Genomic DNA, 16,468 nt, shown 5'->3' with positions numbered 1-16,468 from the left:
ATGGCAAAGGAATGACGGGCACCGCCACGGTCGCAATTCCGCGCGTGCGCAAAAAAGGGCCGGGAGTTCGACTCCCGGCCCCTTGGATTTCAGCAATGGGGATTACTTGGATGCTTTGACGCGGCCGAAGAGTTTGCCGTTCGCTTCCCTGCCGGCGCGTGGGATGGTCACGATGACTTCATCGAGCGAGGCGCTCGGCGTGTCTTCGGTCACCTGCACGGCAGGGAGGGAGCTGGTGGCTCCGATGGTGGCGAAGTCGGTCCAGTTCACCATGTCGTTCGACCACTGGGCCTTGACCGTGACATCGCCTTCCGAGAGATCGGAACGATGGAAGGTGAGGACCAGATTGGTGGCGTTCAACGACTGGGTCGGAAGGACGGAGGTGTTTGCCGCCCCCGCGCCGGATGGGATGCCGCCGAGCACGTATTCCATCAGGTTTCTGATGCCGTCGTTGTCAGGGTCGCCTTGTTCGCTGTTCGCGCCGAGTCCGTAGCCGGAAGCCCACGAACCGTAACCGGCGGCTCCCACGGAAACGGACAGGACACCCGTCGCTTCGGAGAAGGTCCAGGTATTCGGACCGGCCACCTTGGTCCAGACGTTCGAACTCTCGGTGAAGCCGTTGACGGTGAAGCTGGCGGTGAAGGACTCGTTCAAGCTCGCGGCGTTGACCAACGTCCAACTGTTTCCATTGGCGACGACCGCCGCGGAGGTATCGATTTCGAAATCCCCGCTGAAGGTGGCGGTGCCGGTCCCGGTGACGGTGTTCGACACACCGTTGGCCCCGATCTTGAACAGCAGCTGCGCGTTGTCGGCCAGGGCGATCCCGCCGGCGTTGACGGTGGTGTTGCCCGTATAGGTGTTGAGTCCGTTGAGGGTGAGCGTCCCGGTGCCATTCTTGACAAGTCCGCCCGAGGTTGAAACCACATCCATCACAACCGTGCCGACAACCGCCGCAGTCGTGCCACCACCACCGATGAGGGTGACGGTGGGCGCGGTGTTGTATCCGGAGCCGGGGTTGGTGACGGTGATGCCGGAAACAGCTCCCGTCGCAGGATCGAAGTCCGCGACGGCGGTGGCACCCACTCCATCACCAATGATGCGGACCATCGGACGACCGATGTAGCCGGCACCGGGCGTGCTGAGAGCGATGGTCTTCACCCCGACACTGAGCGGTGCGGCAAGCGGAGGTGTGATTCCGGCATCAAAGGTATTGGTGTCGATGATGGCACCGCCCCCGTTGAGATAGACACCGGTGAGCCCGGTTCCCAAAAGGCTCGGAGAGGCTCCGGCGGCCTTGAGCGTGCCTCCGTTGAAGTTGACGATAGCCGTTCCTCCGACTCCGGAGGCCGAGATGCCGGAGAGCTGGACCGTGCCACCCGTGCCGATGGTCAACAGGCCCTGGCTATCGGCCAGGGACGAGTTGTTGAGGTTCATCGTCGAGTTCGCTCCGGCGCCGACGATGGAACCCGTGCCGCTCACATTGAGGAGCGCATACTGGTTGGCGACGGGCATGTTCACCCGGAACTGACCGGAGTTCGGAGTGGTCAGCGTGCCACCCTCGATATTCAGGAGGCAGGTCTGGCCGGCTCCGCCACGGTTCGGGGTGATCCACGCCGCGGCGGTGACGGAACCGGCATTCATGTCCAGCACTCCGCCGCCGTTTGTCGCCGTATTACCACCCTCACCGCCGATCCCGATCTCTTGAGCAGTGACCGATGCCCCCGGATTGCTGCGATAGTAACCGTAGGCGTTTCCAGCGTTTCCGATGGCGAAGTTCGCCGTGCTCGCTCCGGCGGTGACAGTCATGGCCTTGTTATTGTAAATCGCACCAATTCCATCCGCAGCACCTCCCGAACCGTCTCCGGCCGAGCCGATTTGCACGCTGCCGACGGTGATCGGCATGTTCACGTTGGCGACCCCCCTGCCGTTGTGACCGATCTGGAAAGGGCCGGTGTTGGTAAGAGAGCCGGTGTTGAGATTCAACACGCCGTTGGAACCGCCTGATTCGCCGATGCGGACGCCACCGGTGAGGTTGACCGTCGTGCCGTTGAGGTTGATGACGGAGTTCGCGTTGTAGCCCAGCAGATTGTTGGAATAGCCGCAGTACAAATACTGGGCGTTCAGGTTGCCGCCGTTCAGGTTGATCGTGGAGGTGAGGCCGGTCGTCCCGTTCGCACGGCTGGCACTGAGGTAGGAGCCCACATTCAGGGTGCCGCTGGTGAGCGTCAGGTTCGCGGCGGTTGCGGTCACGTCACCGACGGCCACCTCCCCGGAGGAATAGGTGGCGGTGGCTCCGCCGTTGAGCACCATGCTTCCGTCCTGGACGGCCAGGCCGATGCCCGTTGTGTTCCCGATCACGTTCGCTCCTGGATTGGTGATAAGCAGGGTTCCCGCTCCGCGTTTCGCGAAGCTGCCACCGCTGTTGGTGATGAGTCCCGAAACGGTGGTGGTTCCCGACACCAGATCGAGATTGTAGGTCGCATTGCCTGTCCCGGGCGCCTGGCTCACTCCGGCGGCGACACCACCGTTGAGATCAAGAGTGTAAGGATAGGAGATCGTCATGTCCCCGGCGTTGTTGATAAACGTGGAGCCGGGATTCTGGATGAGGGCAGACGGGCTTTGGAGAGCAGCAAGGCTGGGGATCTCCAGGGTTCCATTGACGATTTTCAAGGCTCCGGTGAACGTGTTGTTCGTTCCCGTGAGTGTCATTTTTCCACTTCCCGCCTTGGCAAAGGTCAGGTTCCCCGCGGTGTTTTTGATGACACCGGAGAAGATGACATCGTTCGTATCTCCAACCGTGATCGTGCTGTCGCCCGTGTTGGTTTTGTCAAACGTGCCGGAGACCGGTTCGTTGTCCGTGAGCGGATCGGTATCCGCGAGCCCGCCCTTGGTGACATTCGCATTGACGTTCAGCTTGCCGTTCAGCAGCAGTTGGGCGTTCGCATCCCCCAGGCTCCCGCCCGAGACGGTCAATGTCCCTCCCGTATGGATGGAAGTCGGGCCGGCATAAACGGAATTGATGTTCATTCCCGCCGAAACTCCGGAAGCAACCTCGAGCGAGTTCAGGTTCGCATTTGTTCCCAGAATCGTGAGGACGTTCGTCGCTCCCGTGAGTGAAGCGGCCCCCGTCTCAAAGGAGAGACTGTTGATCGACAGGTTCGAGTTCAGGGTTGTCCCGGTATTCGAAGGGGACGTGGCGGAAAAGTGAACGTTTGAAGATGCTCCCGGGATCTGGGGGATATTGGCCCCTGTGGAGGTGACCCAGTTGCTGGTGGGACTGGCACTGGCATCGGTCCAGTTCGAACTCACACCACCTTTCCAGTAAGGATCGTCAGGCGTCGCAGCACCACTGGCCATGACGTTGTAGTTGTTGCCGCTGACCACACCGGTGTAAGTGGTGAATCCGGTGACCATGCCGGTAGTGTCCAGGATGTAGGTCCCGGTGAGCGGTGCGCTGCCCTCGATCACCGTGTGGGGGCCGTTTTGGGCGGAACCATTGATCTTGATCACGTTCGTGCCGGAAATGCTGGCGGTGCCGGTCGAGCGCAGGATGTCGTTGCTGTTCCCCGTCATGTCCAGCACGATGGTGGCGTTGTTGAGCGTGAGGTTCGAGATGTTCACCGCCCCGCTCGACAATCCGTTCCGCAGGTCGAGGGTTGCGTTGCCGACCTCGAGGGAGCTGCCGGGATCCAGCGAACCGGTGGCGCCGAAGGAAGTGGTTCCCCCGGAAAGCTTGGTGAGCCCGGTGTACAGCCCGGATCCTGAGAAAGTCAGTTTACCCGGACCGGTCTTGGTCAGATTCACACCGGATCCCAGAAGTTGGGCGCTGATGGTGGCGTTCCCGGTGTTGTTGATGGTGTAGGACGCTCCTGTCAGCTGGCCGTTCCCCAGGATGCTGCCTCCGTTCACCACCACCGCTCCCGCCGTGGAACTGCCGATCATGTTCAGGTCCGCACCCGTGAGGGTGAGCGCGCTGGCTGCCGGCAGCGCGTTGAGTCCGCCCAGCGCGAGGGTTCCGGCGGTGACGTTTGTCGGGCCGGAATAGGTGCTTGCTCCGCTCAGTGTGAGCGTGCCCGCTCCGGTCTTCTCCAGGCCGCCGTCCGCCGACACCGCTCCGGTGGTCACGGCACCCGCCGTCGCAGCGGTGGTGGATCCGCCGTTGAGCAAAGTGACCGTTGGAGCGGAGGTATAACCCGAACCGGGATTCGTGATGGTGAATCCCGTCACGGCCCCTCCGGACATGTTCGCGACCGCGGTCGCTCCGGTGCCTCCGCCTCCCGTGATCTGAACGATGGGCTGGGCCATGTAGCCGGTGCCACCGGTGGCGACGGCGATGCCGGTCACTCCGTTTCCGGAAGCCTTGCCCATGGCTTGCGCAGCGGTGACATTGAAGCCGGCCGTGTTGATTTTCACACCTCCGGGACCGACGATCGCGGAGCCGAAGCCTTGGAGGAAATCCGTCCGGTTGGCCATCGCGTTGAACTGCGCGCCGTTGAGATAGATGCTGCTTGTGCCCGCCCCGCCTGTCATCGCACGGGCATTGACAATGCCCCCGTTGAAGTTGGCCGCACCGGAGGAACCCGTGCTCAGGGCGACGCGCAGACCCGCCGTGCCGCCGTCCACCCCACCGAAGGTCATCGTGCCGCCCGACACGTTCAACACTGCGGAACCCAGTTCGCCGATGGTGGTGAAACCCGCTCCCGTCGTCGTATGGGTGTATGTCCCGCCGCTCATGTTGAACAGGCCGACACTGCCGGCCTGCCGGGCCACCGAGGGGTAGAGGTTTGTCGAGGTGAAGCTGCCCGTGCCGGAAATATCAAACACGCCCTTTCCATAAAGTCCGACCTGGAAATTTTTCGGCCCGGCATTCAGCGAGCCGCCGCTGAGATTCACGGCACCGTAGACTTCCGAGTCATTCACCAGGTTGCCACCAATCCTGGCATCAACCGTGCCACCGATGGTGAGCGTGCCACCGCTTTGATTGATGACGCCGTTCGTATTCAGGACGGTCGTGGCGTTGCTGCCTTTTCCGATGAAGAAATTCGTCGCGTTGACGGTGCCTCCGGAGATGTTCAGCGTGCCTTTGGAACCATCCACGTCGCCCACGTTGAAATCCGTCGCGACGGTGAAGGTCGCGTTGTCCTGCACGTTCGCCACGCCGATGCCGGTCGCACCGATCCCGATGTAGCTCCCCACGGTGGTGGTGGAATTTCCGCCGAGATTGAAGATGCCGGTTCCGCCGGCGGTGTTGCCGAGGGCGACATTCGCACCGGTGCTCAGAACGCTCGATCCGGTGAGATTGAACGTGGTTTTCATGTTCGCCCCGTAGCCCATGCGGATCGTGTTTTTGACCCGGAACTGGGAGGTGTCGGCGAGATTGACCGTGGCATCGCTGCCGGCGCTTTCCGCGGCGCGGACCTCATCCCTGACGATGAATGTCGCATTCCCCGAAAGATCGATCAGCGGTCTGGTGATCTGGCCTCCGTAGCCGTTGTTGAATCCCAGGCTGACATTTCCCGTATCCCAGGTGCCGCCGCTCATGACGAGCTTGGATTGATGATTGGCATTGCCATTCCCCCGGCTGACTCCGGTCCAGGAACCCACGGAAATCAATCCGCTCTGGACATACACCGAGGCCTCCTTGGCGGAAGCGGCCGTCGCGGTGTCGCCCGTGCCGATGTGGAACTCGCCCTGGCCCACACGCCATTCAGAAGCAGGACCGCCGTTGAAAGTGATGGCGCCATCCTGCACGTGGACCGCCTGCGCGCCATTGACGCGTGCGAGTTGGTTGATACCCGGGTTCGTCAGGGTGAGCATTCCCGGGCCTTTTTTCACAAATGTTCCGGAACTGAGATTGAGCCCGCCTGAAATGGTGACTCCCGCCGGATTGGTGATGTTCAGGTTGGCATTGCCCGAGTCGGTCGCGGTGCCCACCAGGCCGGTGCCACCCCAACTGTCGCTGCCCATGTCGAAGACGAAATTCTTCGCCGTCGCTATGGCGCTCGTTCCCGCGAAGTTGATCGTGGTGTTCGGACGCGAGGTCACCGTGGTGCCGGCTCCAAGCGCCGCGTCGCTGTCGACACCGAGGGAGCCGGCGTTGAGGAACACATTGCCCGAAAAGGTGTTCGCACCGGTCAGATTGAGCAGTCCCGCACCGGATTTGACGAGCGGCGACGCTCCTCCGTTATCGGCGATGACGGACGAAATGGTGAGTGGATCGGAACCACCATGGATGACGGTCAAGCCCCCTCCGGCCTCGCCTTTCAACGTGCCGCCGGAGATGGAACTCGCGCCGGCACCCGTCGTGAGAAGACCGCCCGAAGCCAGGGTCAGCGAGTTTCCGCCAGGCACCGCGATGTTCGTTGCCGCCGTGAAACGCAGCGAGTTGATGGTGGAGTCCGCCGCCAGGACGGTGGTCGGTGTCGCCGCGGCCGTGACGTTGTCCGTCGCTCCCCAGGCTGTCGCGTCCGTTCCCGTCTGGTAGCCGGTGTAAGGAACGAGATTGCCACCGCTCACTGTCACCCAGTCGGTGCCTGCGACGGAGGCATAACCACCGAGAATGCCATTGGTATTCGCGTTGCCCGCCGTATAGCTCGAGCCTGCGACGATGGATGAGATGGACAGGGTGGCACCGGGATTGCGGGTGATGGTCCCGAGATTCGTCACCACGGTTCCGCTTGCGCCAAGGGTCGTGTTGATCCCCGAGGCGCCCGGATCAAGGATCGTCCCTGCGAATGTCTGGCTGGCGTTGACCGCCGCCTTTCCCGCCGAAACCAAGGTCCCTCCATGCAAACGCAGCGTCGATGAGGGATTGACGATGTTTGAGGCGGGGGAAGCCGCATTGACGAAGTCCAGGGTCAGCGTCCCCTGGCGGATGGAGGTTTGTCCGGTGTAGCCGTTGGCTCCTCCCAAGGTGAGCCCGCCGAGGCCTTCTTTTCTCAACGAGCTCCCCGCTCCTGTGATGCCGCCTGTCGGCGCGACGGTCAGTGTCACCCCTTGGATCGAATCAAAACGAGCCGCGTTACCCGGAGAAATGGTGATTGCCCGGCCTGCGGCGATCGTCGAGGTGGTCCGGGTGATCAGGGTGGCGCTGGCGTCCGAAAAGGTCAGGCCGCTGCCCGCGCCGCCCAACGCGCTGTCACTCGCAATGCTGAACGAAGAACCGTTTCTCAAACGGATCCCGCCCGTGATCGTATTGGCCTGGGTCCCGATCGCGAGGATGCCCCCGGTGCTTGAAAGCACATCGAATCCCGCCGTCCCGGTCATGACGGCATCGATCGAGGCGAAAGGTCTCGTCCAGGCCGTGTTCACCGTGATGGTCGGGGTGCCGTTCAGTTGCAGCAGGCTCGTCGCCGTATTGCCGCGGATGTTATATCGCGCGGCATTGCCGTAATACGGATTGAAGAGCAGCCCCCCGACTCCGATCGTGGTGCCGGCCGCCCAATCGATGGTTCCCGCGTTGCCGACCAACGGGGTGGAACCGATGTTGCCGAATGCCGCGATGTCGGTTGTGGCGGTCGAGGTAGGCCAGGTGACGTTGGCGGTGCCGTTATGAAAGTTGTTCGCGGTGGTCCATGTGCCGGCACCATCCAGACCGATGGTGTTGCCGGTGCCGTTCTGGTCCCACAAAAGGGTCGCGGCTTGGGAAACGGGCGTGGAAAATTGGCATATGACAAAAATACCAAGGAGGGCTTTTTTAGGTTTCATGGGTTTTGAAAATAGGAGGATTTGTAGAACCCACGAAAAATTTCCGGTCAGTGTCAATCACCCTCGCCGAAACAACCCGATTAGGGGGGGTATGAACAAAAGCAGGGCCGGAAGTCGTCCGCAGCCCGGAAAATCGCGGGAGATCGCGGATTTCCTCCTCCGACGAAACCATGCCATTCAGGAGAGGAGATCCCGTCCGGCAGTCTGCGGAGGCAGTCTGCGGAAGTACGCAAAAATGCCCCAACCGGAACGGCTGGGGCATTTTTAAAGCTTTCAAGTCGCGCGCACCCTTAGGGGTGCACACTCCGTCATTTTCAGTGGCGGTACTTGCGCTTGAGATTCAGAGCCGCGGTGGACTTGGCGATAAGGCCTTGCAGGTAGGCGGCTTCCTCCGGATCGAGGTTCTGATCGACTGTGGCGAGCTTTTCCTGAGCGCGTTTGATGGCGGTTTCGACGGATGCTTCGTCGATCTCCGCCTCACCGAGGGCGCTGTCCGTGAGGACGATGACCTTGGTCTGGGTGACTTCGGCGAAACCGGAGCCGATGGCGAGGGTTTCGACCTTGCCATTGCGTTGATAACGGAGTTCGCCCGGCTGCAAGGCGGTGACGAGACCGGCGTGCTGAGGAAGAATGCCCATTTCGCCGTCCGCTCCCGGGAGATAGACGTTGTCCACGAGGTCCGAGAAGATCTTCTTCTCAGGGGTGACGATATCGAGTTGGAGAGGCATAGGGTGGTGTTGATTGGTCAGGAGTTCGAGTCGTCCGCCGCGGGCCGTCCTCACGGACGGACTCCCGGCAAACAACTTTCAACCAATTAGTTCCGAGGCACGGAGTCGATGTTGCCCTTCATGTAGAAGTTGCCTTCCGGCACGTCGTCGAGCTTGCCGTCGAGGATTTCAGCGAAGCCCTTGACGGTGTCCTCGATGGAGCAAAGGACGCCGGGAACGTTGGTGAACACTTCGGCAACGTGGAACGGCTGGGTGAGGAAACGCTGGATTTTCCGGGCGCGGAAGACGGTCATCTTGTCTTCGTCGGACAGTTCGTCCATACCAAGGATGGCGATGATGTCCTGAAGGTCCTTGTAACGCTGGAGAACCATCTGGACACCACGGGCGACACGATAGTGTTCCGTTCCGATGATCTCGGGAGCGAGAGCCTTCGAAGTGGACGCAAGTGGATCGACCGCAGGGAAGAGCGCTTGCTCGGCGAGCGAACGCTCGAGAACGACGGTGGAGTCAAGGTGGGCGAAGGTGTTCGCGGGAGCCGGGTCGGTCAAGTCGTCCGCAGGAACGTAAACCGCCTGGATGGAGGTGATGGAACCCTTGTTGGTGGAGGTGATCCGCTCCTGGAGGCCGGCCATTTCCTCGGAAAGGGTTGGCTGGTAACCCACGGCGGAAGGCGTCCGGCCGAGAAGCGCGGACACTTCGGAACCGGCTTGGGAGAAACGGAAGATGTTGTCGACGAAGAGGAGAACGTCCTGGTTCGCTTCGTCACGGAAGTGCTCGGCCATGGTGAGGGCGGAGAGCGCGACACGGAGACGGGCACCCGGAGGCTCGTTCATCTGGCCATAGCAGAGGGCGACCTTCGATCCTTCGGCAAGAACGGGGGTGCCGTTCTCGTTGAGTTTCACGTGGCCGTGCTCGTCCTTTTCGGTGGCGATGACGTTGCCCTCGATCATTTCCCAATAGAGGTCGTTTCCTTCACGGGTCCGCTCACCCACACCGGCGAAGACGGAGAATCCACCGTGTGCTTTCGCGATGTTGTTGATGAGCTCCATGATGACGACGGTCTTGCCGACGCCCGCACCACCGAACATGCCGCCCTTACCACCCTTGAGCAACGGGCAGATGAGGTCGATGACCTTGATACCGGTGGGAAGCACTTCCGCCGTGGCGGATTGCTCGGTGAGGGTGGGAGCCGGACGATGGATCGGCGAGCGGTGGCTCGCATCCGGAAGAGGAACGTTTTCATCCACGAGGTCACCGGTGACGTTGAAGATACGGCCGAGAACCTGCTTTCCAACCGGCACGGCGATCGGCTTGCCGGTATCGGCAAGGGTCATGCCGCGCTTGAGACCGTCCGTGGTGGACATGGCAACCGCACGCACCCAGCCGTCGCCCAAGTGTTGCTGCACTTCGAGCACGAGCTTGGTATCCACGCCGTTCAGGACGTATTGGATCTCCAAAGCGTTGAAGATTTCAGGCAGCTTGCTTGCCTTGGAGAAGTCAGCGTCGATGACGGCGCCGATGATCTGGACGATGGTTCCTTGGTTGCTCATGAGAAGAATTGGACTTGGATGATGAAGTTAGATGCGGACGAGCTTGCTGCGCTGTGCGGATGTGAGGGTGGAAATGTCAACGATTTGGAGAGCCTTTGGCTGATCTCCAAGAGCAACCGAAGTTTGATTGGTGGCGACGGTGATGCTCTCCGGCATCCGATACATCGCTCCGGAAAGCGGATCCACGATGACCATTCCGATCAGGCCGCCGAGAAGGATGTTTCCAAAATACCAGCCGTTGATTCCGGCGGATACCGTCTGGGTGCCGACGACCTTGCCCCGCTGGCTGATCTGGATCGTGTAGGTGCCTGGCTTGAAATAAGCCGAGGACCGTTGCAGTGTGACCGTGGTCGGCGTGCGGCCTTCGGAAACGACCGCACCATTGCCATCCACGATCTTGTAAGCAAGTTTGGACGGGCTGCTGTCGATCGCCGTGGGCTTCTGCCGCGACGAAACGATGGTCGCGCAACCCGACAGGAACAGGGATCCTGCGAGAAGAGCGGAAACAGCAATGGAATTGAATGATCGCATGGAATGGGTTGGTGCGGACAGGAACATCACTCCATGGCCTTCATGGCGGTCGTGATTTCGAGGAGTTCCGCGGTGATCGCTCCCTGGCGGAGCTTGTTGTATTCGAGCGTGAGTTCCTTGATGAATTTCTTCGCGTTGTCCGTCGCGGACTTCATGGCCACCATACGCGCGGAGTGCTCGGAGGCACGGGCTTCGACAAGCGATTGGAAAACCCGGAAGTTCACGTAAAGCGGGAGGATCGCGCTCAGGACGTCCTCGGGCGTCGGCTCGAAGAGGAAGTCGTTGGTGTCGGTGTGTTCGCCCGCATCGGTCGGAGGTTCGACCGGAAGCAGTTGGACGACTTCCGGCACCTGGTTCATCGTGTTGACGAAGCGGGTGTAGGCGACCGAAACCTTGTCATAGCTGCCATCGAGGAACAGCTTGGAAACAAGGCTTGCGATGGAGCGGGCGTCGGAGAACGGCACCGGGTCCTTCACCGTGAAATCGGCAACCACCTTGCGGTTCTGTTTCTCCAGCATGACCCGGAGCTTGCGACCGATAGTGACGAATTCCGCGGTGGCGGAAGTATCCCGGCGGACGACCTTCGCGAGGTTGGTGTTGATGGCACCGCAAAGCCCCTTGTCGGTGGAGATGACGATCACGAGCTCGCGGTTCCCCGCACGCTTTTCAAGCAGCGCGTGGGTCGCCTCGCTGAAACTCTCGCTGATGTCCTGAAGGACTCCGCTGAGTTGTTTGGCATACTCGCGACCGGCCAGCGCCTGGTCCTGGGCCTTCTTCATCTTGGCCGCAGCGACAAGCTGCATCGCGCGGGTGATTTGCGCGGTGTTCTTGACCGACTTGATGCGCCGGCGGATGTCTCGGAGGTTTGCCACTGGTGATGGAGAAAGTTAGAAGTTGTTTGTCAAAGGTTAGAAGAGGGCGGGCTGCCGGAGGAAGCGTCATGTGACCGACACTTTCCGGCGGACAGCCCATGAGGATTTACTTCCAGCTCTTCTTGAAGTCCTCGATCGCCAGCTTCACCGCGGCGACCGCGTCGGCATCCTTCTTGAGGTCCGGCTTTTCGTTGCGGATCTTGTCCAGCAGGTCGCTCTTGCGGGTGCTGAAGAATTCGCCGAGAGCGCCTTGGAAGCGTTTCACATCCGAGACAGCCACATCGTCGAAGTAACCGTTCTGCATGGCGAACAGGTAGATTGACTCAAGCTCCATGGAAAGCGGGCTGTACTGGTTCTGCTTGAAGAGTTCGACGATGCGGGCACCGCGATCGAGCTTCTTCTTGGTGGAGGCGTCCAGGTCGGAACCGAACTGGGCGAAGGCCTGAAGCTCGCGGAACTGAGCGAGGTCGAGCTTCGTCGTACCGGCCACGGACTTGATGGTCTTGGTCTGGCAGGCGGAACCCACACGGGAAACGGAGAGACCGACCGAGATCGCGGGACGGATGCCTTGGTAGAAAAGGTCGGTTTCCAGGAAGATCTGGCCGTCCGTGATGGAAATCACGTTCGTCGGAATGTAAGCGGAAACGTCGCCGGCCTGGGTTTCGATGATCGGCAGCGCGGTGAGCGAACCACCACCCGCGTTTTCGGAAAGACGGGCGGAACGCTCGAGCAGGCGGCTGTGAAGGTAGAAAACGTCACCTGGATAAGCCTCACGACCGGATGGGCGGCGAAGGATCAGCGAAACCTGACGGTAGGCGACGGCGTGCTTGGAAAGGTCGTCGAACACGATCAGGACGTCCTGACCCTTGTCCATGAGGTATTCGGCGATGGCGCAACCCGCATAAGGAGCGAGGTATTGCATGGCCGCGGCATCCGATGCGGATGCGGAAACGATGGTGGTGTATTCCATGGCACCCGCGTCTTCCAGGATCTTCTGGGTCCGGGCGACGTTGGAGAGTTTCTGGCCGATGGCGACGTAGATACAATAGAGGGGCTTGTGGTTCTGCAGCTTGCCCTGCTCGGCAGCCTTGTTCTGCTGCGCTTGGGAGATGATGGTGTCCACCGCGATGGTGGTTTTGCCAGTGGCGCGGTCACCGATGATGAGCTCGCGCTGGCCGCGGCCGACGGGGATCATGGCGTCGATGGACATGATGCCGGTCTGCACGGGCACGGAAACGGATTTCCGCTTGATGATGCCCGGCGCGATCTTCTCCATCGGGTAATAGGCGGAGGCGGCGATGTCGCCCTTGCCGTCGATCGGCGCTCCGAGCGCGTTGACAACGCGGCCGAGAACGGCCTCGCCGACAGGCACGGAAAGAAGCTTGCCGGTCGTGCGGCATTCCGCACCTTCCTTGACCGCCGCATAGTCTCCGAGGAGCACGACACCGACTTCGCTCTCCTCAAGGTTGAGCGCCATACCGGTGACGCCGCCACCGAACTCGATCATCTCGTTGAGCATGACGTCGGAGAGGCCTTCGACTTTGGCCACGCCGTCACCGACGGTGCGAACGGTGCCGACGTTTGTTTTTTGGACGGACGACGCGATGCCGGCGATCTGTTGTTCGAGTTCTTGGAGGATGCTGCTCATGGCAAGGTTTCAGTGATCGGATTAAAAAAAGTTTCGGCGGGAAAGAAATTAGAATGCTGCTGCGAAGCGGTCGATACGGCCTTGGACGGAACCGTCGAAGACATCGTCACCCACGCGGATGCGCAGGCCGCCGAGCAAGGCCGGCGTGACTTGATACTGGACTTCGAGATCGTTGCCGTATTTCTCAACGAGACCGGCAACCACACGCTGGCGGGAGGCTTCGTCCAGGGCGACCGCGCTCTCGATGGTCACCTTGCGGCGCTCGAGGTCGATGCGGGTCAGGCGATGGAGCGCGGCGAGGATGGAGCGGTAGTCGCGGACCTTGGATTCCACCAAACGCTCGATGACCTGGCGCAGTTTCGCCTCGTCAAGGCGGCCATCTGTTTGACAAAGGCCGAACAAACGGCGGGCGGCTGCGGCGGCGGTTTTGGAAATCTTCATAAGTCGCGGGAAATTGGAAATCAGCCTTCCACCTTGGCGAGCGCGTCTTCATTGATGCGCTTCTGGTCTTCGTCCGTGAGGACCTTTCCAGTGACCTGCGAGGTGGTGAGGGCGACCATGCGGCCGAATTCGCTTTTCAGTTCGGCGATCAGGCGGTCGCGGTCCGCTTTGGCGGCAGCCTCGGCTTTCGCGAGAATGTTCTGTGCGGAAGAAATGGCCTCCTGGGCCTTTTGCTCGGAGAATGTGGCGGCACCGGCCTTGGCTTCCTCAACCATGCGGACGGCTTCGTCGTTTGCCTTGGCGATGGCGGCGGCGGTCGTTTGCACGGACTCGGCCAGCTGGCGTTCGATGACCTTGAGCTTCTCCTCGCCGGAGGCGATGCGGGCGCGGCGCTCTTCAAGCATCGCCTGGACAGGACCGAAGGCGAATTTCTTGAGAAGGAATGCGACGATCAGGAAACTCACACACTGCGAGATGAGCAGCGGCCAGGTGATGTGGAAAGTGCGTGTGATCTCCCCCAACGGCCCTTCGGAATCAGCGTGGGCGGTGGCAACGGCTAGAATGTCGAAAGTCGTAAGCATCGGGAGTGAGTCGTTTGAGAGAAAAAGTCAGATGAAGTCGGAAAGGAGGTGCCCGGACCGGCGAAACCGGCCCGGGCGGAAGCGGGATTACCTGGCAAGGAAGATCGCGAAGAACACGATACCTTCGATGAGCGCTGCAAGAATGATGGAGAGGGTAAGGATGTTACCTGCCGCACCTGGGTTGCGGCCGGTGGCTTCAGCAGCCTTGGAACCGAGGAGGCCGATGCCGACGGCGGCGCCAACGGCGGCGAGAGCGACGTGCAGGTTACCGGTCAGTTCGGCGAGGATAGGAGTGATCATGGTATCAGTATTTTTGGTGTTGGTTTAACCGCTTCCCACGGTTTGTTCCATGGTCGAAGACGGGAAATCGTTTTGAAATCAGTGGGAGTGGCCTTCTTCTTCGTCGTGGTGGTCGCCGTGATCGCAGATCAGCTTGAGGAACACCGCGGTGAGGAGCATGAAGACCAGCGCCTGGATCAGGCCGACGAGGAGCTCGAGGAAATAGAATGGAAGCGGAGGCAGCCAGGCGAGCCACTTGCCACCCATCAGCATCATGTTTTCCAGGATATTCTCACCGGCGAAGATGTTGCCGTAGAGACGGAAGGAAAGAGCGACCGGGCGGAAAAGGATGGAGATGATTTCCAGAAGTCCGACAAATCCGAAGACCACCAGCATCATCACCGCCATGATTCCGCCGAACTTGCCTTTCGGCGCGAAAATGTGGGCGAGGAATCCCTTGAGGCCGTTTTCAGTGATGGCCCAGTAGAACCACAGGGCGGCGAAAGTGAATGCCATGGCGGCGGTCATGTTCATGTCGGCGTTGCCACCGCGCAGGAACGGGCGGAACACATCGTGATGATCCACGCCCTCGCCTTCCAAAAGCCAGCCCACGGTGCCGACACCGGGGATGAGACCGAACCAGTTCGTGAACAGGATGAGGATGAAGATGGTCCCGAAGAACCAGAAGGTGCGCTTGGTCAGATCTTTTCCAAGGATCGTGCCGAGGAAGTCATAGAGGCTTTCCACCAACCACTCGACGACGTTTTGCAGGCCGCTTGGGATGGAATTCATCTTCTTCGTCGCCAGCTGCGCGATGACGATGATGAACGCGGCGACGATCCAGACCATCAGCATCGAGTTGGTCACGACGAATGGCCCGATTTTGAGAATCTCTTCGGCGTATGCCGGAAGATGATCGTGAACCTCCGCTGCCGCGGATGCGGAGATCATCGCGGAGATCCAAACGAGGGATGTAGAAAGGAGTAAACGCATGCAGGAAACCCGCTGACAGCAGGCGCGGGGTCTTTACTGGATCGCCACCAACTTTCGCAAGTTCTATTTGTGAAAAATTTCACAAGCTCGGAGAAATAACTGATAAATCAGCAAGTTAGGCCTCTAAATTCCTTTCCCAAAGCCTTGCGGCACGCCGTTCCAGACCGTTTGAAAATACATAGGAATCAAACACCTTTTCCACACCCCCCACCCGGACTTTTCCAACTCCCCGCCGATCCCGGTCGGCCCCACCGCCGAACCTTTCCCATACGTGCGAAATCCGACCATTCTAACAACATTCCCCGGAAAAAACATTCGGGATCGCTTGCTCCCCCCTTTCACGCCTGGCGAGGAGTCAAGCCTCCAATCGTCAAAGACCCTTTATTTTCAGCCGATTTTCTCTTGCCAACCCACGGGAGCATTCTCAGAAACGTCGCTGCCATGAATAAAGCTGAATTGATTGATGCCATCCAAATCGCCCTCGGAAAAGACGCCACGAAGCGCGCCGCCGACGAAGCACTCGAAGCCGTTCTCTCCTCGATCGCCAAAGGCGTGAAGAAGGATCAGAAAGTCCAAATCATTGGATTCGGCACTTTTGAAGTGAAAAAACGTGCCGCACGCCAAGGCCGCAACCCGAAAACCGGTGAAGCCATGAAGATCGCCGCATCGCAGTCGGTCGGCTTCAAGCCATCTTCCGTTTTCAAGAGCAGCCTGTGATTTCCAGGAGGCCCCCCACCTCCTACAGATCATAAAAAAATCCAAAAAAACCCCGGCCTGCCAGGCCGGGGTTTTCTGTTTGAAACGGGACGGATCCAATCGGTCAGAACCATCCTCTTTTATTGTTCACATAGGTGGTTAGAAATTCTTCGTCACTTTTGGCGAGATAAAGGATGCCTTCGATCAGGCCGATCGGCCCGATGACGATTCCGGCGATACCACACGTGCAGAGGGTGCCGAGAAGCATGATCAGGCCTTCCTTCGTATAGCCCAGATAGAATTTGTGAACTCCCAATCCACCGAGCAGGATTCCCAACAGTCCGGCGACAAGCTTTTTATCCGCACCCGGGATCCCGCTGCCAGGAGGCGCTATTTGAACAGGTTCTGTGGACATAATGGATTTCATCTACTAAGCCGTCCC

At 60.1% G+C, this 16,468-nt stretch carries 12 protein-coding genes; 1 reads left to right on the top strand and 11 read right to left on the bottom strand.

All coding sequences use genetic code 11. From position 1 onward, the window contains the following. Positions 1–102 precede the first annotated feature (102 nt). The 10 genes from JIN84_RS11945 to atpB all read right to left on the bottom strand — a co-directional run bounded on the left by JIN84_RS11945 (position 103) and on the right by atpB (position 15,288). Positions 103–7,707, bottom strand: coding sequence for a beta strand repeat-containing protein (locus JIN84_RS11945; protein ID WP_200351270.1), 7,605 nt, complete (start codon positions 7,705–7,707; stop codon positions 103–105). Positions 7,708–8,021: 314 nt separating this feature from the next. Then, positions 8,022–8,435, bottom strand: coding sequence for an ATP synthase F1 subunit epsilon (atpC, locus tag JIN84_RS11940; RefSeq protein ID WP_200351269.1), 414 nt, complete (start codon positions 8,433–8,435; stop codon positions 8,022–8,024). An 86-nt stretch (positions 8,436–8,521) separates the two neighbouring features. Then, positions 8,522–9,985: a F0F1 ATP synthase subunit beta gene (atpD, locus tag JIN84_RS11935; RefSeq protein ID WP_200351268.1), complete on the bottom strand. Its 1,464-nt coding sequence runs from the start codon at positions 9,983–9,985 to the stop codon at positions 8,522–8,524. 27 nt (positions 9,986–10,012) lie between these two features. Further along, positions 10,013–10,516, bottom strand: a complete 504-nt coding sequence (locus JIN84_RS11930; protein WP_200351267.1) for a hypothetical protein — start codon at positions 10,514–10,516, stop codon at positions 10,013–10,015. A gap of 26 nt (positions 10,517–10,542) precedes the next feature. Continuing rightward, positions 10,543–11,388 (bottom strand): ATP synthase F1 subunit gamma, encoded by an 846-nt coding sequence (atpG, locus tag JIN84_RS11925; RefSeq protein ID WP_200351266.1) that lies wholly within the window; start codon positions 11,386–11,388, stop codon positions 10,543–10,545. Positions 11,389–11,494: 106 nt separating this feature from the next. Next, positions 11,495–13,036, bottom strand: coding sequence for a F0F1 ATP synthase subunit alpha (gene atpA / locus JIN84_RS11920; RefSeq protein WP_200351265.1), 1,542 nt, complete (start codon positions 13,034–13,036; stop codon positions 11,495–11,497). Between the two features lie 48 nt (positions 13,037–13,084). Next, the gene (locus JIN84_RS11915) at positions 13,085–13,477 is read right to left on the bottom strand and encodes a F0F1 ATP synthase subunit delta (protein ID WP_200351264.1); all 393 of its coding nucleotides are present in this window, start codon (positions 13,475–13,477) and stop codon (positions 13,085–13,087) included. Between the two features lie 20 nt (positions 13,478–13,497). Then, positions 13,498–14,058, bottom strand: a complete 561-nt coding sequence (locus JIN84_RS11910; protein ID WP_200351263.1) for a F0F1 ATP synthase subunit B — start codon at positions 14,056–14,058, stop codon at positions 13,498–13,500. An 87-nt stretch (positions 14,059–14,145) separates the two neighbouring features. Then, positions 14,146–14,358, bottom strand: coding sequence for an ATP synthase F0 subunit C (locus tag JIN84_RS11905; RefSeq protein ID WP_200351262.1), 213 nt, complete (start codon positions 14,356–14,358; stop codon positions 14,146–14,148). 78 nt (positions 14,359–14,436) lie between these two features. Further along, positions 14,437–15,288 (bottom strand): F0F1 ATP synthase subunit A, encoded by an 852-nt coding sequence (gene atpB, locus JIN84_RS11900; protein WP_234043443.1) that lies wholly within the window; start codon positions 15,286–15,288, stop codon positions 14,437–14,439. Between the two features lie 444 nt (positions 15,289–15,732). Here atpB and JIN84_RS11895 point away from each other — a divergent pair, with 444 nt between their 5' ends. Further along, entirely contained in the window at positions 15,733–16,047 is a 315-nt protein-coding gene (locus JIN84_RS11895) for an HU family DNA-binding protein (RefSeq protein WP_425563425.1), read from the top strand. A 103-nt stretch (positions 16,048–16,150) separates the two neighbouring features. Here the strand turns inward: JIN84_RS11895 and JIN84_RS11890 are convergent, their stop codons facing one another. After that, a complete protein-coding gene (locus tag JIN84_RS11890) occupies positions 16,151–16,441 on the bottom strand; it encodes a TM2 domain-containing protein (protein WP_200351260.1) in 291 nt (96 codons plus the stop codon). Positions 16,442–16,468 lie beyond the last annotated feature (27 nt).

Origin of the sequence: Luteolibacter yonseiensis (genome assembly GCF_016595465.1) — a bacterium.
In the GTDB taxonomy this organism is placed as follows: Bacteria; Verrucomicrobiota; Verrucomicrobiia; order Verrucomicrobiales; family Akkermansiaceae; genus Luteolibacter; species Luteolibacter yonseiensis.
Note: the sequence above shows the minus strand (reverse complement) of the source record. Positions and strands in the feature narration are given on the sequence as shown.

Coding starts and splice junctions, on each gene's coding strand:
- JIN84_RS11930 (WP_200351267.1), bottom strand. CDS start 10,516: ATGCGATCATTCAATTCCATTGCTGTTTCCGCTCTTCTCGCAGGATCC.
- atpB (WP_234043443.1), bottom strand. CDS start 15,288: ATGATCTCCGCATCCGCGGCAGCGGAGGTTCACGATCATCTTCCGGCA.
- atpD (WP_200351268.1), bottom strand. CDS start 9,985: ATGAGCAACCAAGGAACCATCGTCCAGATCATCGGCGCCGTCATCGAC.
- JIN84_RS11890 (WP_200351260.1), bottom strand. CDS start 16,441: ATGTCCACAGAACCTGTTCAAATAGCGCCTCCTGGCAGCGGGATCCCG.
- atpC (WP_200351269.1), bottom strand. CDS start 8,435: ATGCCTCTCCAACTCGATATCGTCACCCCTGAGAAGAAGATCTTCTCG.
- JIN84_RS11945 (WP_200351270.1), bottom strand. CDS start 7,707: ATGAAACCTAAAAAAGCCCTCCTTGGTATTTTTGTCATATGCCAATTT.
- JIN84_RS11915 (WP_200351264.1), bottom strand. CDS start 13,477: ATGAAGATTTCCAAAACCGCCGCCGCAGCCGCCCGCCGTTTGTTCGGC.
- atpA (WP_200351265.1), bottom strand. CDS start 13,036: ATGAGCAGCATCCTCCAAGAACTCGAACAACAGATCGCCGGCATCGCG.
- JIN84_RS11905 (WP_200351262.1), bottom strand. CDS start 14,358: ATGATCACTCCTATCCTCGCCGAACTGACCGGTAACCTGCACGTCGCT.
- JIN84_RS11910 (WP_200351263.1), bottom strand. CDS start 14,058: ATGCTTACGACTTTCGACATTCTAGCCGTTGCCACCGCCCACGCTGAT.